This window comes from Streptomyces sp. NPDC055103 (genome assembly GCF_053607625.1).
In genome coordinates, this window is sequence record NZ_JBSGTX010000009.1 from 132,328 (window position 1) to 152,449 (window position 20,122).

Below are 20,122 nucleotides of genomic sequence, written 5' to 3' on the forward strand. Positions count from 1 at the left end.
CGGTCCCGGCCCGGCCCGTCTCTCCATACGGGACGGGCCGGACGGCCGTGGCACCGGGCGCCCCATACTGCTGGGGTGACCACCGCATACGACGTCGTCGTGCTCGCCGGGGGTGCCGCCAGGCGCCTCGGCGGTTCCGACAAGCCCGGAGTACGCGTCGGGGGCAGGACGCTCCTCGACAGAGTGCTCGCGGCCTGCCCCGACGCGGGCCGGACCGTGGTCGTCGGGGATCCGCGCCCGACCGTCCGTCCCGTCCGCTGGACCAGGGAGGAGCCGCCCGGCGGCGGCCCGCTGCCCGCCGTCGCCGCCGGCGCGGCCGAGACGGAGGCCGAGGTCCTCCTCGTCCTCTCCGCCGACCTGCCCTTCCTCGACCGGGACACCGTCCGCCGCCTCCGGGACGCGCTCGCCGAGGCGCCCGAGGCGGAGGCGGCCCTCCTCACCGACGCCGACGGCCGGGACCAGCCGCTCGTCGCCGCGTACCGGACGGCGCCGCTCGCACGCGAGCTGACCCGGCTCGCGCACGACCACCGCGGTCTGGCCCACATGCCGTTGCGGTACCTCACGGACGGGCTCCGTCCCACCCGGGTCGCCGCGGGGCCCCTCGCGTCCTTCGACTGCGACACCTGGGAGGACATCGCCTCGGCCCGCGCCCGCATCAGGGAGCATGGGACCGTGCTGGACGAATGGATCACCGCAGTCAAGGACGAACTGGGCATCGAGCTGGACGTCGACACCGACGTGCTGCTCGACCTGGCCCGTGACGCCGCCCATGGAGTGGCCCGCCCCGCCGCGCCCCTGACCACCTTCCTGGTCGGCTACGCGGCGGCGCGTGCGGGCACCGAGGGCGGCCCGGAGGCGGTCGCCGAGGCGGCACGCAAGGCGGCGGAGCTCGCCAAGCGCTGGGCCGCCGAACAGGACGAGGCCGGATGACCCTCAAGGAGCCCGCCGTCGTGGCCCCCGACACCACCCCGCGCCGGCGGCCGGCCGAGGAGCCGCACCGCGCCACCGCCTGGCCCGCGGCACGCACCGCCGCAACCGAAGCCGGCGCCGCTGCCCGAGCGGAGCGCGCCGCCCGCGTGGACCGCGCGGACCGGACCGACGGGACCGATCAGGCCGCCGGGACCGATCAGGCCGGTGAGGCGGGTGTGTCCGGTCAGGCCGGTGAGGGCGTCCGGGGGGCGTTGGTCGTTCCGCTCGGTGCGGCGCTCGGTCGGGTGCTCGCCGGTCCGCTTCTGGCCCTCACCGACCTGCCCTCCTTCGACTCCTCCGCCATGGACGGCTGGGCCGTCGCGGGGCCGGGCCCCTGGACGGTCCGGGACGAGGGCGCCGTCCTCGCAGGCCATGCCCCCGCGGCCGCGTTGGCCGACGGCGAGGCCGTACGCATCGCCACCGGCGCCCGCGTCCCGACCGGGACGACAGCGGTCGTCCGCTCCGAGCACTCCCGCACCGAGCAGAGCGGTCCGACGCCCGGCCCGGTGCTGCACGCCCTGCGCGAGGTACGGCCCCGGCAGGACATCCGTCCACGGGGCCAGGAGTGCCGCTCCGGAGACCAACTCCTCGCCGCGGGCTCCACCGTGACCCCCGCCGTCCTCGGTCTCGCAGCGGCCGCCGGTTACGACGCGCTCCCCGTCCTTCCCCGCCCCCGGGTGGAGATCCTGGTCCTCGGCGACGAGCTGCTCACGACCGGACTTCCCCACGAGGGGCTCATCCGGGACGCCCTCGGCCCCATGCTCGGCCCGTGGCTGGAGGCGCTCGGCGCCGAGGTCCTCGCCGTCCGCCGGATCGGCGACGACGCCGAGGAGCTGTACGCGGCCGTCACCGGCTCCACCGCCGACCTGCTGATCACCACCGGCGGCACCGCCGCCGGGCCGGTCGACCATCTGCACCGCGTGCTCGACACGGCGGGCGCCACCCTCCTCGTCGACGGGGTGAAGGTCCGCCCCGGCCACCCGATGCTCCTCGCCCGCCTCGCGGGCGAGGAACCCCGCCAACCCCGCCATCTCGTCGGGCTCCCCGGCAACCCGCTCGCGGCGGTCTCCGGGCTCCTCACCCTCGCCGAGCCCCTGCTCGCCGCCCTCGTAGGGTCCCCCCTGGCGCCGTACGGCGCACCCGGCGTGGCCGCCGTCCAGGACGAGGTCCAGGGGCACCCTCATGACACCCGGCTCGTCCCGGTCGCCCGCCGCGCCGACCGGGCCGTGCCGCTGCACTACAACGGACCGGCCATGCTCCGAGGCATCGCCGCCGCCGACGGCCTGGCCGTCGTGCCGCCCGGCGGTGCCCGACCGGGCCAGGTACTGGAGATCCTCGGCCTTCCCTGGCCGACGGCCGCGGGGGGCGCCCCGGCCCAAGGAGCGTGTTTCACGTGAAACTTCCCAGCCGTGACGTGATGGCCCGCCAGGCGGACGAACGGATCGCGGGTCCCCAGATCCGGCTGCCCCGCCGGGTCATCGAGAAGCCGCTGCGCCAGGTCGGCAAGCGGCTGCTCATGGCGCTCGGCGTGCTGATCGTGACGGTGCTCATCGTCTACGTCGACCGCGAGGGTTACCACGACAACGCCGACGAGACGCTCGACCTCCTCGACTGCGCCTACTACGCGACCGTGACGCTCTCCACCACCGGATACGGCGACATCGTCCCCTATAGCGACTCGGCGCGGCTCGCCAACATCCTGCTGGTCACGCCCCTGCGTGTGCTGTTTCTGATCATCCTGGTCGGCACCACTCTCGAAGTCCTCACGGAGAGGACCCGGGAGGAGTTCCGGCTGAACCGCTGGAGGTCCACCTTGCGTGACCACACCGTCATCGTCGGCTTCGGCACCAAGGGGCGGTCCGCGATCCAGACCCTCTGCTCGACCGGTCTCCGCAAGGACCAGATCGTCATCGTCGACCCCTCCAACAAGGTGATCGAGACGGCGAACGCGGACGGCTTCGTCGGTGTCATCGGCGACGCGACGCGCAGCGACGTCCTGCTCAGGGCCGAGGTGCAGCGGGCGCGGCAGATCGTCATCGCCACCCAGCGCGACGACACGGCCGTCCTGGTCACGCTGACCGCCCGGCAGCTCAACCGGGGCGCGAAGATCGTCGCCGCGGTCCGTGAGGAGGAGAACGCGCCGCTGCTGCGCCAGTCCGGCGCGGACGCGGTCATCACCAGCGCCAGCGCCGCCGGCCGGCTGCTCGGCCTCTCCGTGCTGAGCCCCAGTGCCGGCACGGTGATGGAGGACCTCATCCAGCAGGGCTCCGGCCTCGACCTCGTCGAGCGTCCGGTGACCAAGGCCGAGGTGGGCAAGAGCGTGCGGGAGACCCACGACCTGGTGGTGAGCGTGCTCCGCGGTCACCGGCTGCTGGGTTACGACGACAAGGCCGCCAGCCCGCTCCAGGCGACCGACCGGGTGATCACCATCGTGCGCGCCGCGCCGGTGACGCCGCTCAGCACACCGCCGCAGGACTGAGAGCGCGGGACCGAGCGCCGCGGGACTGAGTGGCGACCGCCGGAGTAGCCTCGCCGCCATGCATGCGATCACGATTCCGGAACCAGGCGGTCCCGAGGCTCTCGTCTGGACCGAGGTGCCCGATCCCACGCCCGGCGAGGGCGAGGTCCTCGTCGAGGTGGCGGCGAGCGCCGTCAACCGCGCCGACCTGCTCCAGCGTCAGGGCTTCTACGACCCGCCGCCGGGCAGCTCTCCGTACCCCGGTCTGGAGTGCTCGGGGCGGATCGTCGCGCTCGGGCCCGGGGTGTCCGGCTGGTCCGTGGGCGACGAGGTCTGCGCGCTGCTCGTCGGCGGCGGCTACGCCGAGAAGGTCGTCGTCCCGGTCGGCCAGCTCCTGCCGGTGCCGGAGGGCGTCGACCTGACCACGGCCGCGGCGCTCCCCGAGGTCGCCTGCACCGTCTGGTCCAACATCTTCATGATCGCCCACCTGCGCCCCGGCGAGACGCTGCTCGTGCACGGCGGGGCGAGCGGGATCGGCACGATGGCGATCCAGCTCGCGAAGGCGGTCGGCGCGCGGGTCGCGGTCACGGCCGGGAGCCCGGAGAAGCTGGCGCGCTGCGCCGAACTGGGCGCGGACATCCTCATCGACTACCGCGAGCAGGACTTCGTCGAGGAGCTCCACAAGGCGACGGACGGGGCCGGCGCGGACGTCATCCTGGACATCGTCGGCGCCAAGTACCTGGAGCGGAACGTGAAGGCACTGGCCGTCAGCGGACGGCTGGTCATCATCGGGCTCCAGGGTGGAAGGCAGGCCGAGTTGAACCTCGGTGCGCTGCTCGCCAAGCGCGCGGCGGTCATGGCGACCACGCTGCGCTCCCGTCCGCCGCACGAGAAGGCCGCGATCGTCGCCGCCGTCCGTGAGCACGTCTGGCCGCTGATCGGCGCGGGCACGGTCCGGCCGGTCGTCGACCGTACGGTGCCGATGCCGGAGGCCGCCGAGGCGCACCGGGCGCTGGAGTCCGGCGACCACGTCGGCAAGGTGCTGCTGCTGGCGCCGCAGGGCTGATCCCCGGGACAGGGGAGAGGGGCCCGGCACAGGTGATGTGCCGGGCCCCTCTCGCGTACGGCCTCGCGGCGCCCGTCCCGCGTACGAGCCCGTGGCCTACAGGTACGGCCCCGAGCGGACCGCGTGGCCGTGGCCGCGGTCGTCGTCGTCATCGTCGTGCGAAGCGCCCGGCGGCAGCGCCCGGCGCATCTGCTCCAACTGGGCGCGGGCCGCCATCTGCTGGGCGAACAGCGCCGTCTGGATGCCGTGGAAGAGGCCCTCAAGCCACCCCACCAACTGGGCCTGCGCGATCCGCAGTTCCGCCTCGGAGGGGACCGCCTCGTCCGTGAACGGCAGGGACAGCCGCTCCAGTTCCTCGACCAGCTCGGGCGCGAGCCCGTCCTCCAGCTCCTTCACGGAGCTGGCGTGGATGTTCTTGAGCCTGACGCGGCTGGCCTCGTCGAGAGGTGCCGCCCGTACTTCCTCCAGGAGCTGCTTGATCATGCTGCCGATCCGCATGACCTTCGCAGGCTGCTCGACCATTTCCGTCACCGGGACCTCGCGGGATTCGTCGTCACCCTGAGTGCCGCCGAGCGCCGTTCCGTCCTGTCCCACGATGAGGACCTGGGGGCTCTCCTGCGACCTGTCATTCCTCGGCATCTCCATGCCGCCATTCTCTCGCACACATGCCTCACCACACGGTGTGCCCCCGCACGAGGGTGATCCACCCTCGTGCGGGGGCACAGGAAGACAACGAACGGCCGGAGCCGGATCTGTCAGGTCGCCTCGCGCCGGGCGAGAGCGCCACGCGAGCGGGTCACCAGGGCGGCCAGGAGCGCGGCGCCGAGCGGTACGGCGACGAGGAGGCCGGCCAGCGTCTCCCAGGGGATGACGATCGGCACGTACGGCGGGCCCGACATGCCGTTGTCCCAACCCTCCGCGATGGCCTGCTCGTAGAAGCCGAGCGCCTCGCGTTTCTCGGTGAGCCGGAGCCCGATCGCCGGCAGGACGCCGGCCGCCGAGCCGAGGATCACGCCCATGGCCGCGACGACTCCGCACTGGAAGCCGCTGAGCGTACGGCGGACCCGGGGCGGGGCGCCGACGGCGGCGAGCGTCTTCAGGTCGGCCTCGGCGTCGGCCTGGGCCAGGCCGGTGGCGATACCGGCGGCGCCGATGGTGACGAGGCCGGCGAAGACGGCCAGGGCGATCAGGAAGAGGCCGTCGTCGTTGACGAAGCCCTCCTCGACGTGCAGCTCGGCGTTGCTGCCGAGCTTGGCGAGCTCGGCGTCGAGCTTCTGGCGCGCCTCGGTGTCCGGCATCCGCTCGGTGCTGAAGTAGGCACCGGCCGGCAGGGTGGAGAGGCCGGCGGCCTTCGCGGTGGCCGGGGTCATCAGCAACTGGACGCCGTAGGACTTCTGGCCCTTGGGCACCAGGTAGGCGGGAATGGAGCTGATCTTCCCGGGCGCGGGCAGGCCCTTCTCCGAGGCCTTGTCGGCGGCGGCGAGGTCGGTGATCTGCTTGATCCCGATGGTGCCGTTCTTGTCGATGCCGGGCTTGGCGAAGGTGACGATCTTTCCTTCGGCGAGGGCCTTCACGGCGCCCGGGTCGTCGACGCCGAGCACCTGGAGGACCTTCGCGTCACCGACGAACAGACCGCCGTCGACGGAGACCCAGCCGGTGGAGGAGTGGTCGCAGCGCCAGTCCTCGGTGATCATCTTCCGCCGCTGATCGGGGGTGAACCGCTCGCTGGGGTCACCGGCGCCGGGCAGGGAGGCGACGTACAGCGGGCACTCGTTCGCCGGGGGGATCACGACCTCGTAGCGGCCGCAGCCCGCCCCGCGGCCGCCCCAGGGGTCGCAGCCGGGCTTGCCGACCGAGACCCGCTCGACATCGGCGCGGACATCGACGGGGAGGAGACGCTGGACGGCCTCCCGGACCGCGGGGACGTCCCGGCCGCCCTCCTCCAGGACGAAGGTGGAGACCGCTCCGTACGGCAGCCGGGCCTCGTACCCGGCCCTGTTCTGCGCCTCGTTGCTGGCCATGAAGGTGGAGACGGCGACGGTGCCCGCGACGGCGGCGAGGACGGCGGCGACGGCGGGTGCCGTACGCCCCCGGTTCCGGACGGCGTCCCGCAGCGCGAGCCGCGGCGACAGCGGCAGCCAGCGCCCGGTCCGGCCGAAGAGACCCACCAGCGCCGGGGTCATGGCGACGATGCCCAGCTCGGCGATGGCCGAGCCGCCCGCGACGATGACGAACGACTCGGTGGCGATCGAGCCGAAGAGCGCGACGGCGGTACCGAGGAGGACGGCCACGAGGCCGATCAGGGGCAGGACGCGGCTGCTGCGCCGGACACCGCGCCGGCCCGTGAGCGAGGCGAGGACGGTCTGCCGGGAAGCGGTGATCGCCGGGACGATCGCGGCGAGCAGACCGGTCAGGACGGCGAGCAGCGCGATGCCGAGGAGTTCGAGCGGCCGGATGTCGAAGGCGCCGAACCGCTGGTTCATCACGTCTTCGAGGACCGGCTGCAGCACCAGGGTGAGGATCACGGCGAGGACCGTGCCGACGACGGCCGCGGTCACGCCGATGACGAGACCACCGCTCAGCACGATGGCCCGGATGTGGCTGCGGGCGCCGCCGTTGGCCCCGACCAGACCGAGCTGGCGGCGCGAGCGGCGGGCGCCGACCGCGAAGGCGGGACCGGCGAGGAGACAGATCTCCAGCATCGCCAGACCGACGACGGTGGCGACCGCGGCGAGCGCGGCGGCGTCGGCCGCCGGGCTGGAGTCGTAGGTGCGCCAGTCGTCCTTCGCGTAGAGCGGCACATCGGACTCGGCCGGCGGGGCGAGGAGGACGGCCCGCGAGGTGACGACCACACCCTTGGTGTTGATCTGCTGGACCGTGTTCCACGTGAAACCACCGGACTTCTTCACCAGATACGTGGTGGAGACATCGGGGGCGGGCAGACCGGACTTCTCGACCGCCTTCACGTACGGGGCGAGGAAGGTGCCCGGCAGCGCGTTGATCTGGTTGGCGGCGAGGGTGTCGGGGAGCTCGTAGGAGCCGACGATCCGGTACGTACGGTCGAAGTTGCGGGCGGAAAGGGTCGATCCGATCGACAGACCGCTGGCCTCGAGGAAGTGCGAGGTCGCCATGACCTCGTCGTTCTTCTCCGGGAAACGACCCGAGAGGAGGGTCGTGATGCCCCGGGTGACCGGGTCGGACGCCTTCAGCTCACGGACCTCGGTCGTGAGCAGACCGTGGGCCGTGGTCAACTTCGCCGACCCGGAGCTGTCCGTGAGGACCGTGGAACCCGCCGGGATCGCCTTGGCGACGTCGGTCGGGCCGTTCGGCCAGGGCTGCTCCTTGTAGTCCTTGGCCGGCGTGTGCGTCTCGCCCAGCGGGTCCTGAAGGATCGGGACACCCTCGGCCTGGGCGTCGCGGAATATCGCGTCGGCCGCGCCCATCGATCTCTCCGCCCGTTCGGCGGGGGACAGTTCGGAGCTGCGGAAGGTCAGATCGAGTGCGCTGACGCCGAGGATGGGCAGGGCGATCATCGCGAGGACGAGAGCGCTGCGGCCCTTGGAACGCCAGGCGTCGCGGCGGGCGATGCGGATCGCTGCCCGCCAGGAGTGGAACCAGGTCTTCACGCCTCCGCCACCTGGCCCGAGAGGAGGGAGTCGGCCTCGCTGCGCACGGTCTGGTCGACGATCGCGCCGTCCCGCAGGAACACGACCCGGTCGGCCCAGGCGGCGAACCGCGGCTCGTGGGTGACGAGGACGCCGGCGGCGCCCGCGTCGCAGCGGGAGCGGAGCAGGGCGAGCACGGACTCGCCGGTCTCGGAGTCGAGGGCGCCGGTCGGCTCGTCGGCGAGGACGAGACGGCGGTCGCCGACGAGGGCGCGGGCGATGGCCACACGCTGCTGCTGGCCGCCGGACATCTCGTCGGGGAAGCGGTCGGCGAGGTGGCCGAGCCCCATCTCCTCCAGGGCGGCCAGGGCCTCGACGCGCGCCTTGCGGGCGGAGGTGCCGTCGAGTTCGCGGGGCAGGGCGACGTTCTCGGCGGCGGTGAGCGCCGGGATGAGGTTGTAGTCCTGGAAGACGTACCCGATGCTGCGGCGGCGCAGCGCGGCGAGCTCCTTGACGCTTGCGGTCGTGATGTCGGTGTTCTCGACGATCACATGACCCGAGGTCGGGATGTCCAGGCCGCCCGCGATGGTGAGGAGCGTGGACTTGCCGGAGCCGGACGGGCCCATGACGGCGACGAGTTCGCCGGGGTACACGGCGAGGTCGATCCCCCGCAGGGCGTGTACCTCGGTGGCACCCGAGCCGTGGACGCGGGTCAGGTTCTGGAGCTGCAGCACGGGCTGCTGTGTGGACATGGAGGGGTCCCCCTTGGGCGTACGCGGCGGTCGGCCGGTACGGAGCGAGCGGTGGAAGGTGGTGCGACAGCGGTACGGGGTGGGGCGTGACCGTGCGGTCAGTGCGCCCCGCCCGAGGCCGACGTCGGGGCGGTCGTGCTCGGGTGAGCCGGAGCCGGTGTGGGCGCCGGAGCCGGTGCCGGAGCCGGTGTGGGTGTCGGTGTGGGCGTCGGTGTGGGCGTCGACGTCGGTGTTGCTGTGGGTGCTGTGGGCGTCGTCGACATGCGGATCAGCCGGGACTCGCAGTGGTCCAGCCAGCGCGCCTCGGCCTCGGTCTGGAAGATCAACTGCTCCAGGACGAGCAGCCAGGCCACGTCGTCCCGTTCCCGCGCGCCGGCGCCCTCGACGGCGACGAGCGCCTGGGCCTTGAGCCGGGTGTAGTCCTGCATCGCCCTCACGGTGTGCCGACGCTGGGACTGGATGACGTCGCGGATGTCGACGCTGGGCGCGCCCACCGCCATCGCGAGCTTGATGGCCAGTTCGTCACGGGCTGGGCTGGTGCGGTCCACCGGCTTCTCGAACCAGGTCCTGAGCTCGGTCTGGCCGGCGTCGGTGATCGTGTAGAGCGCGTGACCCGCCTCGTCCTGTCCCCCCTGCACGACCATGCCGTCGCGCTCCAGACGGCTCAGGGTCGTATAGACCTGGCCGACGTTGAGCGGCCAGGTGGAGCCGGTGCGGGACTCGAACTCCGTACGGAGCTGGGAGCCGTAGCGAGGGCCGCGTTCGAGGAGGGCCAGCAGCCCGTGACGGATCGACATACTCAGTATGTATACCGAGTATGTGGTCGCCGACAACCGTCCTGAGACGGAAGGGGAGGGTCCGACTCAAGAGGGACCCGGTGAGCGGTGGCGGCTCAGCGGCGCCGCATGCGGAGCCCCAGGAAGCCGATCCCGAGCCCCATCAGCGCCATGCCCACACCCAGGGTGAGGACGGGAATCCGCTGGTCGGCGAAGGGGGCCGCGGTCTCCGTCGCCATCTGGGGCGCGGCGGCGGGCCGGGTTGCGGGCGCCCCCTCGGTCAGGACCTCGTCCTCCTCGCGTACCGCTTCGACGTCCTCCTCGACGGCCTCGTCCGTGCCGGAGTCTGTTGCCGTCCTGGTACGAGAAGGGTCGGGCGAAGCGGTGGAGCTCGGCGGCGCGGCGGGCGCCGTCCCGGAGCGGCCGGGCCGCGGGCGGCCCTCTCCGGCCGGCCGGCCCGCCAGCGAAGCGGACGCGCTGGGGGCGGGGGCGTCGGTGGGCGTGGAGCTCGGCGCCGCGGGGGAGGACGACGCGGTGCCGGTCGGCGCGGGCGCCGGCGGGACGGGAGTGCCGGGGCCGCCGGTGCGCCCGGGCGAGGCGGTCCCCGTCCCGGGGGCGGGGGAAGCGGGGAGCGTGGGGTCGGCCGGCGTCGCGGAGGAGGGCGTCGTCCCCATGGCGGGCGGTGCGGGCGGTGTGGAGGGCCCGGACGGGGCGGACGGCGGACGCGGCTCGGAGGACGCGGACGGCGCGGCCATCCGCGTACCGCCGGATGCGGCCGCCCGCGTACCGCCAGGCGCGGCCATCCGCGTACCGCCGGATGCGACCGCCCGCGTACCGCCGGGCGCCTCCGCCCCGTACGCGACGGGCGCGGCACACAGGGCGAGTGCGCAGGCGAACGTGCAGGCGAGCGCGGGGCCGAGGGCCCGCGCCCGTTTCCTGCGGAGTGCTGGAGTCACCGGGTGACCCCCTCCCGTACCGAGCCGCCGAGGTGTCGACTCAGCGTCACATGCCGGGACACTTCCGGCATCCGGGAGGAGTCCGTACTACGGAGTCCGTACTACTCCTGACGACTCCTGGTGCTGCTGACTACTGCGGCGGGTTGCCCGACGAGATGCTGAGGGTGAAGTCGGCGTCCTTGTCCGTGATGTCCTCGCCCGCCGGCGGGTACTGCTCCAAGACCGTGCCCTCGCCGTAGGTCGCCTCGTCGACGGGGCGCTGGGTCTTGATCTTCCAGCCCGCCGCCTGGATGCAGTCCTTCACCGACTGGATGTTCTTGTACGTGAAGTTGGGTACCTCGAACTTCGCGGGGTCGTCGCTCGACTCCGACGGCTGGGTGCACTTCTTCACGTCGATGGTCTTGGTCAGGTCGGGACCCTTGTGGCCGGGCTTCGCCGTCTGGGTCTCCGCCGTGCTGGTGCCGGTGGGGCCGCCGGTGCCGCCCGCGTTCGCACCCGGGTCGTCCTTTTGGTTGAGGACCACGATCAGTCCGCCGATCGCGAGGAGCGCGACGAGGACGGCGCCCACGAGCACCGGGGTGTTCCGGCGGGAGCCGCCGCCCGTCGGAACGTGAGCGGGAGCGGGCGCGGGGGACGGCGTGTGCATCGGGCCCGTGGAGTACGGGGAGGGGGTCGGCGCGGTCTGGTAGACCGGCGCGGGCGTCGGGGCCTGCGGCGGGTACCCGTAGGACGGGCCGGGCGCCGGGGTCGCGGGGCCGTACGGGCCGGGCTGCGGCGTCGGCGGCAGGTACGGCTGCTGTACGCCGTGCGGGGCGGGCGGCGGGGTCTGGCCGATCGGCGGGAAGACCGCCGAGCCGACGCCCGAGCCGCTGCTGACCGGACCGCCCTGGACGATCATCGGGGCGCCGGTCTGACCGGCCGAGAGCACCCGCAGGCACTCGTCGCGCATCGCCGAGGCGCTCGGGAACCGCTCGTTCGGGTTCTTTCGCAGCGCCCTGGCGACGAGCGCGTCCATCGCCGGCGTCACCGCGCGGTTGACGGAGGACGGGGCGACCGGCTCCTCCTGTACGTGTGCGTACGCGATGGCCAGCGGCGAGTCGGCGTCGAAGGGGAGACGGCCCGTCAGCAGCTGGAAGAGCATGATGCCGACCGAATAGAGGTCGGAACGGGCGTCCACCGCGCGGCCGAGGGCCTGCTCGGGGGAGAGGTACTGCGGGGTGCCGACGACCATGCCGGTCTGCGTCATCGACGTGACCCCGGACTGCATGGCCCGCGCGATGCCGAAGTCCATGACCTTGACCACGCCGCGCTTGGTCGTCATGACGTTGCCCGGCTTGATGTCCCGGTGGACCAGGCCCATCTCGTGGCTGACCTCCAGGGCGGCCAGCACGTCGGCCGTGACCTTGAGGGCCTTGTCGGCGGGCATCGCGCCGTACTGCCGCACGTCCGAGGCGAGGACCGAGCCGAGCGGCTGCCCCTCCACGTACTCCATGACGATGTACGGCATGACGGCGCCGTCGAGGGTGTCCTCGCCGGTGTCGAAGACCGAGACGATGTTGGTGTGTGACAGCTTCGCGACGGCCTGCGCCTCGCGCCGGAACCGCTCGCGGAAGGACGCCTCGCGGCCGAGCTCCGTGTGCAGTGTCTTGATCGCGACCTGTCGGTCGAGGGCGCTGTCGTAGGCCAGGTACACCGACGCCATGCCACCCTCGCCGAGGAGGTCGCGCAGCTGGTACCGGCCGCCCGCGACCGAACCGCCCGCATAGCGGCCCTGTGCGCCGTCCTGGCTCATCTGTGCTTCCCCCTACGCGCGCGTGGCGGCGTCGAATTCCGGAATTTCCTGGCCAAGTCTGCCCCAGGGCACCGACACGTCAAGCCGCGTGCCCGTTCCGTGACCCTCCGCACAGGCCGCGTCTTCGCAGCGTTCCCGAAGTGTCCGGGGAAACCCGTCGAATTTGCACAGGTGTACATGGGCGGGGTTGGATGGCCGGTCAATCGCGGACCGTGATGTCGTACGGAGCCTGTAGCGTGACGACTGGACACGGCACGACAGACGACGGCGAGGACTGATGGCACCCGAATCCGGAGCAGGTGGCGGTGTGCCGGACGGCGCCGAGTCGTGGGGTGTCGGTGGTGTCGTCGGTGACGGACGATACCGGCTGACGCACCGTCTGGGCCGTGGCGGCATGGCCGAGGTGTTCGCCGCCGAGGACGTGCGTCTCGGGCGGACGGTCGCGGTGAAGCTCCTCCGCTCCGATCTCGCCGAGGACCCGGTCTCCAAGGCGCGCTTCACGCGTGAGGCGCAGTCGGTCGCCGGACTCAACCACCATGCCATCGTCGCCGTGTACGACTCCGGCGAGGACCTCGTGGCCGGCCGGCCCGTACCGTACATCGTGATGGAGCTGGTCGAGGGCCGCACCATCCGCGACCTGCTGATCAGCGCCGACGCGCCGGGTCCCGAGCAGGCGCTCATCATCGTCTCGGGCGTCCTGGAGGCGCTGGCCTACTCGCACCAGCACGGCATCGTGCACCGCGACATCAAGCCGGCGAACGTCATCATCACGCACAGCGGTGCCGTGAAGGTCATGGACTTCGGCATCGCCCGCGCCCTGCACGGCGCGCAGTCGACGATGACGCAGACCGGCATGGTCATGGGCACGCCGCAGTACCTCTCCCCCGAACAGGCGCTCGGCAAGGCCGTCGACCACCGCTCCGACCTGTACGCGACGGGCTGCCTGCTCTACGAACTGCTCGCGCTGCGGCCCCCCTTCACGGGTGAGACGCCGCTGTCCGTCGTGTACCAGCACGTGCAGGACGCGCCGGTCCCGCCGTCCGAGGTGACGCCCGGTGTGCCGCCGGAGCTCGACGGCCTGGTGATGCGTTCCCTCGCGAAGGACCCGGACGACCGGTTCCAGAGCGCCGAGGAGATGCGCGGGCTCATCCAGTACGGCCTGCAGATGCTCCAGCAGCAGGGCGGGCACACCGGCACGTGGAACACCGGCCCCGTCGACATGCACGACGGCGGGCACACGCCGATGGGCGGCGTGGCCGCGACGACCGCGATGGGTCACCCCATGCACGGGGAGACCGCGCAGGGCCGGATCCTTCCCCAGATGAACCCGGACGACGGGGGCGTCGGCGGGTACGGCTACGACAGCGGTACGGGCGGCACCGGCGGCTACGGCCAGGACGGGGCGTACGGCTCGAACGGCGGCAAGGGCGGTCGCGGCAAGCTGATCCTCTTCATCGCGCTCGCGCTGATCGCGGTCGTCGCGGGTGTCGTCTACGCCATAGACAAGGCGAAGGAGGGCGACAAGGTGTCGCCGACGCCGACGTCGATCTCCAACTCGCCGTCGACCGCATCCGAGGAGCCCGCCCCCTCCGACGAGCCCTCCACCGAGGACGAGTCGACGGGCCCGGACACCTCGACCGGGGGCGCCACGCAGCCGCCGTGGACGCAGCCGCCGACCACGCAGCCGCCGACGACCGAGCCGCCGACGACGGAGCCGGCGACGACGGAGCCGACACCCACGGACACGGCTCCGACGGAGCCGACGCCGACGGACACGACGACCGAGCCGCCGACGGACCCGACGAAGACCACGGCGCCGCCGGTCGACCCGACCGGCGAGCCCACCGACGACGGCGGCGGTGGGGACACCCCGCCGCCGGGCGGCTCCACCACCGGCTGACCTCGCCCGCCGAACGCCGAACGCCGAACGGCGCCGGCCGCTCGGCCCGGCGTCCGCCGGCCGTTCAGCCGGCGAAGGCGTCGCGTACGGCGTCGTACTCCCGGGTCCACCAGACCGCCAGGGCCGACACCGCGGGAAACTGCGGGTCGGCCCTTCGGTCGTGCAGCTGGTAGCGCCAGCGCAGCGTCCAGAAGTCGTTGAGCCGCTCCCACCACACCCGGTGCGCCGCCGCGGCCAGCTCGGCACCGTCGGCGCCCGTCGCCCGCCGGTACGCCCGCGCGTACGCCCGCACCTTCTCCAGGGCCAGCTCGCCCCCCGGCCGTACGAAGAAGATGGCGGCGGCCCTCACCGCCTCCTCGGCCCGCGGGCGGACCCCGAGGCGGTCCCAGTCGACGATCGCGGCAGGCTCCGCGCCCCGGTAGAGCAGGTTCAGCGGGTGGAAGTCGCCGTGCACCCAGCCCGAGGCGGCGGCCGGTGGGGGCCGGTGATGGGCGTGCTGGGCGAGCAGCCGGCGGCGCTCCCGCAGCCGGTGCTCGGCGAGCGCGTCGAAGCTGTCGTGGGGCCGGTGCGCGCGAGCGAGGCCGATCAGCTCCTCGATGGCGCGGAAGGTGTCCTCGGGGCGGGCGCTCTCGTGGTCGTCCCCCGGCGGCGGCGACTCCATGACCCGCTCAAGACAGGTGTGGACGTGCCCCAAGAGGGCGCCGAGCCGACGGGAGCCGCCGGTGGAGAGCTGGGCGCCGTCGCGGTGCCGTCCGTCGATCCACGGGTGCAGGGCGTAACAGAGGCCGTCGATGACCGCGACCGTACGGCCCTGGCTGTCGGCGAGCGGCGGGGCCACCGGCAGGCCCAGGGCGTGCAGCCGCTGGGTGGCGCGGTGCTGCCGGACGATCGTGGCGCGGTCGGCGGTGGGGGCGTCCAGGTGCTGCTTGAGGAAGTAGGCGCCGCGCGTGGTGGAGAGGCGGTAGCCGCGGTTGAGCAGGCCCTGGGTCACGGGTTCGCAGGAGAGCGGCTCGCCCGCGGCCGTGTAGCGGCGGAGGAGGGCGCCGACAGGCGGAGCGAGGGTTGCAGATGAGCGCGGCACCCCGCAGATGTTAGATCACGCTACGTGGTGGAGATGTCGCTGCAGGGAACGCTCGAGGGAGTGCTCCGCGGAGTGCAGCTCGACGGGGCGGTCGGCGGAGCCGGCGGGGTGACCGGCCGAGTAGTCGAGCTCGTGCACGGTCACGAACTGCGGTTCGATGCGCAGGTAGACCGGTTCGAAGGGCTCGTCGTCCACGGCCCGGGGCTCGGGCCCGAAGGCCGTGAGCTGCTCCTCGGTCGGCTCGACGATCTCCGCCGTGCCGGTGAACTGCACGGCCCAGATCTTCTCGGCTCCGGTGTTGAAGTTGTCCGCGCCGTACGCGACGACGCTGCCGTTGCAGGCCCGGTGGTAGCCGAGTCCTCTGTGCATCCGGATCAGGACGCGTCCCTCGGCCACGATGTGCCGGGCTGGGGCGACGAAGGGCATCGCTCGCATGCTCGTCGCCACCCGGCCGTACGACACACGGCCGAGCAGTTCGATGGCGCGGATCTCCTCGGTGGACATGGCTACCACTCTCCGGCACCGGCGGTGTGTCGGGAAAGGGGCCCCCGCCCCGGTTTGGCGGGGACGTAGGTCCCGAACCCGGGCCGTCGGCCCCGGACTGGTCCGTACGGGTGAGGCACGGGCGGCACCGGGGCCGGGAGGGCCTCGGGGGCCTTGGGCCTGTCCGGCGGATCAGTGCCGGACAGGCCCTTGTCGCCCCCGGGGCCCGGAAGGCCGTGCGGGCCTCAGCGGCGCTCGGCCTGGAGCCGTGCCACATACGCGGCGGCCTGGGAACGGCGCTCCATGCCCAGCTTCGACAGCAGGCTGGAGACGTAGTTCTTGATGGTCTTCTCCGCAAGGTGGAGCCGCTCGCCGATGACCCGGTTGGTCAGGCCCTCGCCGATCAGATCCAGGATCCTGCGCTCCTGGTCGGTCAGGTGGGCGAGCTTGTCGTCGCCCTTCGGGTTGTTGCCGTCACGCAGCCGCTCCAGTACGCGCGCGGTCGCCACCGGGTCGAGGAGCGACTTGCCGGCCGCCACGTCCCGCACGGCGTTCAGCAGCTCGTTGCCCCGGATCGCCTTGAGGACGTATCCCGAGGCCCCGGCCATGATCGCGTCGAACAGCGCCTCGTCATCGGCGTACGAGGTGAGCATCAGGCACTTGATGTCCTCGTCCTGTGAACGGATCTCGCGGCACACCTCCACCCCGCTGCCGTCCGGCAGCCGGACGTCGAGCACGGCGACGTCGGGGCGGGTCGCGGGGATCCTGACCAGCGCGTCCGCAGCCGTCCCGGCCTCTCCGACCACCTCGATGTCGTCTTCCACGGAGAGCAGCTCGTGGACGCCGCGCCGGACGACTTCGTGGTCGTCCAGCAGAAATACCCGGATTTTTCCCTCTTCGCGCACCCGGTCAGTCTCACATATTGGCTCTTCCCGCGCCCGGGGTGCGCGGGATAACGTGCCGGATGTTCCGGTGGCCCTTCTGGCCGTTGCCGACGCGCTGACCAGCGACTGTTCCCACAATTCTCGATTTACTTGGAAATCCAAGCAAAATCGCAGGTCAAGTGGGGTTTCGCAGGAATGCCGCACTGTGGGTAACGTGCTTAGGACAGGGCTCTCGCCGGGGCACCTGTCACGCCTGACCCCGGCCGCGTCGCACCCACCCCGTGCGAAGGGTACGGATAGGGCGGAGAGCCGCACTGGTCTACCGGCGAACCCGGAGGCCGGACCGACGGAGGAGCACGTAGTGACCGTGGAGAGCACTGCAGCGCGCAAAACGACGCGACGCAGCAGCGGCACCAAGCGCACCGCAAGCGCGAGCACGAGCACCACCAAGAAGACGAGCACGCGCGCCGAGGCGGTAGCGACGGAGCCCGAGCTCGTCCAGCTGCTGACGCCCGAGGGAGAGCGCGTCCAGCACCCCGACTACGACATCGACCTGAGCGCCGAGGAACTGCGCGGCCTCTACCGCGACATGGTCCTCACGCGCCGCTTCGATGCCGAGGCCACCGCCCTCCAGCGCCAGGGCGAGCTGGGCCTGTGGGCCTCGCTGCTCGGCCAGGAGGCCGCCCAGATCGGCTCCGGCCGCGCCCTGCGGGACGACGACTACGTCTTCCCCACCTACCGTGAGCACGGCGTTGCCTGGGTGCGCGGGGTCGACCCGACGAACCTGCTGGGAATGTTCCGCGGTGTGAACCACGGCGGCTGGGATCCGAGCAGCAACAATTTCCACCTGTACACGATCGTCCTCGGCTCGCAGACCCTGCACGCCACGGGCTATGCCATGGGTATCGCCAAGGACGGCGCGGATTCCGCCGTGCTCGCGTACTTCGGTGACGGCGCCTCCAGCCAGGGAGACGTGAACGAGGCGTTCGTCTTCTCCGCGGTCTACAACGCCCCGGTCGTGTTCTTCTGCCAGAACAACCAGTGGGCCATCTCCGAGCCCACCGAGAAGCAGACCCGCGTCCCGCTCTACCAGCGCGCCGCCGGCTTCGGCTTCCCCGGCGTCCGCGTCGACGGCAACGACGTCCTCGCCTGCCTGGCCGTGACCCGGTCGGCGCTCGAGCGCGCCCGCCGCGGCGAGGGCCCGACGCTCATCGAGGCGTTCACCTACCGCATGGCCGCGCACACCACCTCGGACGACCCGACGAAGTACCGCCGGGACGAGGAGCGCGAGGCCTGGGAGGCGAAGGACCCGATCCAGCGCCTCAAGGTGTACATGGAGAACGAGGGCCACGCCGACGCGGCCTTCTTCGAGGAGCTGGAAGCGGAGAGCGAGACGCTCGGCAGGCAGGTCCGCGAGGTCGTGCGCGCCATGCCCGTCCCGGAGCACATGGCGATCTTCGACAACGTGTACGCGGACGGGCACGCGCTCGTCGACGAGGAGCGCGCGCAGTTCGCCGCCTACGAGGCGTCCTTCGCGAACGGGGAGACCGAGTAATCATGGCTGTTCAGAAGCTTCCCCTCGCGAAGGCGCTCAACGAGTCGCTGCGCAAGGCCCTGGAGACCGACCCGAAGGTCCTCATCATGGGCCTGGACGTCGGCAAGCTCGGCGGTGTCTTCCGGATCACCGAAGGTCTGCAGAAGGACTTCGGCGAGGACCGTGTCATCGACACCCCGCTCGCCGAGTCCGGCATCGTCGGCACCGCGATCGGCCTCGCGCTGCGCGGCTACCGCCCGGTGGTGGAGATCCAGTTCGACGGTTTCGTCTTCCCGGCGTACGACCAGATCGTCACCCAGCTGGCGAAGATCCGGGCCCGTTCGCTCGGCACCGTGAAGATGCCGGTCGTCATCCGCATCCCGTACGGCGGTGGCATCGGCGCGGTCGAGCACCACTCCGAGTCCCCCGAGTCGCTCTTCGCGCACGTCGCGGGCCTCAAGGTCGTCACCCCGGCGAACTCCTCGGACGCCTACTGGATGCTCCAGCAGGCGATCCAGAGCGACGACCCGGTGATCTTCTTCGAGCCCAAGCGCCGCTACTGGGACAAGGGCGAGGTCGACACCGAGGCCATCCCCGGCGAGCTGCACAGGGCCCGGGTCGCCCGCGAGGGCACGGACCTCACCCTGGTGGCCTACGGCCCGATGGTGAAGACCTGCCTGGAGGTGGCCGAGGCCGCCGCCGAGGAGGGCAAGTCGATCGAGGTCGTCGACCTCCGCTCGATCTCCCCGCTCGACTTCGACACCGTTCAGGCCTCGGTCGAGAAGACCCGCCGCCTGGTCGTCGTCCACGAGGCGCCGGTGTTCTTCGGCTCCGGCGCCGAGATCGCCGCCCGGATCACCGAGCGCTGCTTCTACCACCTGGAGGCTCCCGTCCTGCGGGTCGGCGGCTACCACGCGCCGTACCCGCCGGCGCGCCTGGAGGAGGAGTACCTGCCCGGCCTGGATCGCGTGCTCGACGCCGTCGACCGCTCGCTGGCGTACTGAGGAGAGCATCGTGACGATCCGCGAATTCAAGATGCCCGACGTGGGCGAGGGCCTCACCGAGGCCGAGATCCTCAAGTGGTACGTCCAGCCCGGTGACACCGTCACCGACGGCCAGGTCGTGATCGAGGTCGAGACGGCCAAGGCCGCCGTCGAGCTGCCGATCCCCTTCGACGGCACGGTCCACGAGCTGCGCTTCCCCGAGGGGACGACGGTCGACGTCGGCGAGGTCATCATCTCGGTGAACGTGGGCGGCGGTGCCGCGCCCGAGGCCGAGGCTCCCGTGGCCGAGGCCCCGGTGGCCGAGGCCGCCCCGGCGGCCCCCGCAGCCGCCGCCCCCGCAGCAGCCACTCCCGCCGGCCTGGCGGCCGAGGACGACGAGCCCAAGGGCCGTCAGCCCGTCCTCGTCGGCTACGGCGTGGCGGCGAGCTCCACCAAGCGCCGCCCGCGCAAGGCACCGGCGGGCCCCGCCGCGACGGCTGTTCCCGCCGCCCCGGTCCTCGCCTCCGTCCCGGAGCAGCTCAACGGTCACGGGCCGGTCGGCAGCCGGCCGCTGGCCAAGCCGCCGGTCCGGAAGCTCGCCAAGGACCTCGGCGTCGACCTGGCGTCGGTCACCCCGACCGGCCCGGACGGCATCATCACCCGCGAGGACGTCCACGCGGCGGCGGCTCCCGCCCCCGCACCGGTCGTCGAGGCCCCGGCCCCCGTGGCTGCTCCCGCTCCGGCCCCCGTCCAGGCTCCGGCTCCCGCCGCGGCGGCCCCCGTCTCGTCGGACGCCCGGGAGATCCGTATCCCCATCAAGGGTGTGCGGAAGGTGACGGCGGCGGCGATGGTCGGTTCGGCGTTCACGGCCCCGCATGTCACG

17 protein-coding genes are annotated in these 20,122 nt (G+C 72.5%); 8 read left to right on the forward strand and 9 right to left on the reverse strand.

Features of this window, described 5'->3' with window-relative positions; translation table 11 throughout:
• Positions 1 to 75 precede the first annotated feature (75 nt).
• From ACWFR1_RS08920 to ACWFR1_RS08935, 4 genes are read left to right on the forward strand one after another with little or no spacing between them, the layout of a single operon-like run.
• Entirely contained in the window at positions 76 to 930 is an 855-nt protein-coding gene (locus ACWFR1_RS08920; protein ID WP_453548177.1) for an NTP transferase domain-containing protein, read from the forward strand.
• Positions 927 to 2,366, forward strand: a complete 1,440-nt coding sequence (locus tag ACWFR1_RS08925; RefSeq protein WP_453548179.1) for a molybdopterin molybdotransferase MoeA — start codon at positions 927 to 929, stop codon at positions 2,364 to 2,366. The genes ACWFR1_RS08920 and ACWFR1_RS08925 overlap by 4 nt, the downstream gene beginning before the upstream one ends.
• 20 nt (positions 2,367 to 2,386) lie before the next feature.
• Entirely contained in the window at positions 2,387 to 3,448 is a 1,062-nt protein-coding gene (locus ACWFR1_RS08930; protein WP_453548223.1) for a potassium channel family protein, read from the forward strand.
• A 58-nt stretch (positions 3,449 to 3,506) separates the two neighbouring features.
• Entirely contained in the window at positions 3,507 to 4,493 is a 987-nt protein-coding gene (locus ACWFR1_RS08935) for an NAD(P)H-quinone oxidoreductase (protein ID WP_453548181.1), read from the forward strand.
• A gap of 96 nt (positions 4,494 to 4,589) precedes the next feature.
• On the opposite strand, the gene ACWFR1_RS08940 is transcribed toward ACWFR1_RS08935, so the two are convergent.
• From ACWFR1_RS08940 to ACWFR1_RS08965, 6 genes are all read right to left on the reverse strand, one after another.
• Entirely contained in the window at positions 4,590 to 5,138 is a 549-nt protein-coding gene (locus tag ACWFR1_RS08940) for a bacterial proteasome activator family protein (RefSeq protein ID WP_024760339.1), read from the reverse strand.
• A 110-nt stretch (positions 5,139 to 5,248) separates the two neighbouring features.
• Complete coding sequence (locus ACWFR1_RS08945; RefSeq protein WP_453548183.1) at positions 5,249 to 8,119, reverse strand: FtsX-like permease family protein; 2,871 nt, start codon at positions 8,117 to 8,119, stop codon at positions 5,249 to 5,251.
• The gene (locus ACWFR1_RS08950) at positions 8,116 to 8,850 is read right to left on the reverse strand and encodes an ABC transporter ATP-binding protein (RefSeq protein WP_453548186.1); all 735 of its coding nucleotides are present in this window, start codon (positions 8,848 to 8,850) and stop codon (positions 8,116 to 8,118) included. The genes ACWFR1_RS08945 and ACWFR1_RS08950 overlap by 4 nt, the downstream gene beginning before the upstream one ends.
• Before the next feature lie 98 nt (positions 8,851 to 8,948).
• Positions 8,949 to 9,647 carry a PadR family transcriptional regulator gene (locus ACWFR1_RS08955; RefSeq protein WP_453548189.1) on the reverse strand — a complete coding sequence of 233 codons (699 nt, stop codon included), beginning with the start codon at positions 9,645 to 9,647 and terminating at the stop codon, positions 8,949 to 8,951.
• Between the two features lie 95 nt (positions 9,648 to 9,742).
• Complete coding sequence (locus tag ACWFR1_RS08960) at positions 9,743 to 10,582, reverse strand: hypothetical protein (RefSeq protein ID WP_453548192.1); 840 nt, start codon at positions 10,580 to 10,582, stop codon at positions 9,743 to 9,745.
• Positions 10,583 to 10,712: 130 nt separating this feature from the next.
• Positions 10,713 to 12,374 carry a protein kinase domain-containing protein gene (locus tag ACWFR1_RS08965; RefSeq protein ID WP_453548195.1) on the reverse strand — a complete coding sequence of 554 codons (1,662 nt, stop codon included), beginning with the start codon at positions 12,372 to 12,374 and terminating at the stop codon, positions 10,713 to 10,715.
• Between the two features lie 277 nt (positions 12,375 to 12,651).
• On the opposite strand from ACWFR1_RS08965, the gene ACWFR1_RS08970 reads away from it, so the two are divergent.
• Entirely contained in the window at positions 12,652 to 14,274 is a 1,623-nt protein-coding gene (locus tag ACWFR1_RS08970; RefSeq protein WP_453548198.1) for a protein kinase domain-containing protein, read from the forward strand.
• Positions 14,275 to 14,338: 64 nt separating this feature from the next.
• Here ACWFR1_RS08970 and ACWFR1_RS08975 read toward each other — a convergent pair whose 3' ends face one another.
• From ACWFR1_RS08975 to ACWFR1_RS08985, 3 genes are all read right to left on the reverse strand, one after another.
• Positions 14,339 to 15,355, reverse strand: coding sequence for a phosphotransferase (locus tag ACWFR1_RS08975; protein ID WP_453548200.1), 1,017 nt, complete (start codon positions 15,353 to 15,355; stop codon positions 14,339 to 14,341).
• Between the two features lie 15 nt (positions 15,356 to 15,370).
• The gene (locus tag ACWFR1_RS08980) at positions 15,371 to 15,859 is read right to left on the reverse strand and encodes a pyridoxamine 5'-phosphate oxidase family protein (protein WP_453548203.1); all 489 of its coding nucleotides are present in this window, start codon (positions 15,857 to 15,859) and stop codon (positions 15,371 to 15,373) included.
• Positions 15,860 to 16,083: 224 nt separating this feature from the next.
• Positions 16,084 to 16,743, reverse strand: coding sequence for a response regulator (locus tag ACWFR1_RS08985; RefSeq protein WP_453548205.1), 660 nt, complete (start codon positions 16,741 to 16,743; stop codon positions 16,084 to 16,086).
• A 340-nt stretch (positions 16,744 to 17,083) separates the two neighbouring features.
• Here ACWFR1_RS08985 and pdhA point away from each other — a divergent pair, with 340 nt between their 5' ends.
• The 3 genes from pdhA to ACWFR1_RS09000 form a co-directional block, all read left to right on the forward strand.
• Positions 17,084 to 18,277, forward strand: a complete 1,194-nt coding sequence (gene pdhA / locus ACWFR1_RS08990) for a pyruvate dehydrogenase (acetyl-transferring) E1 component subunit alpha (RefSeq protein WP_453548207.1) — start codon at positions 17,084 to 17,086, stop codon at positions 18,275 to 18,277.
• Positions 18,278 to 18,279: 2 nt separating this feature from the next.
• Complete coding sequence (locus tag ACWFR1_RS08995) at positions 18,280 to 19,260, forward strand: alpha-ketoacid dehydrogenase subunit beta (protein WP_453548209.1); 981 nt, start codon at positions 18,280 to 18,282, stop codon at positions 19,258 to 19,260.
• 31 nt (positions 19,261 to 19,291) lie between these two features.
• The coding region (locus tag ACWFR1_RS09000) for a biotin/lipoyl-containing protein (RefSeq protein ID WP_453548226.1) at positions 19,292 to 20,122 on the forward strand (831 nt) is incomplete at its 3' end.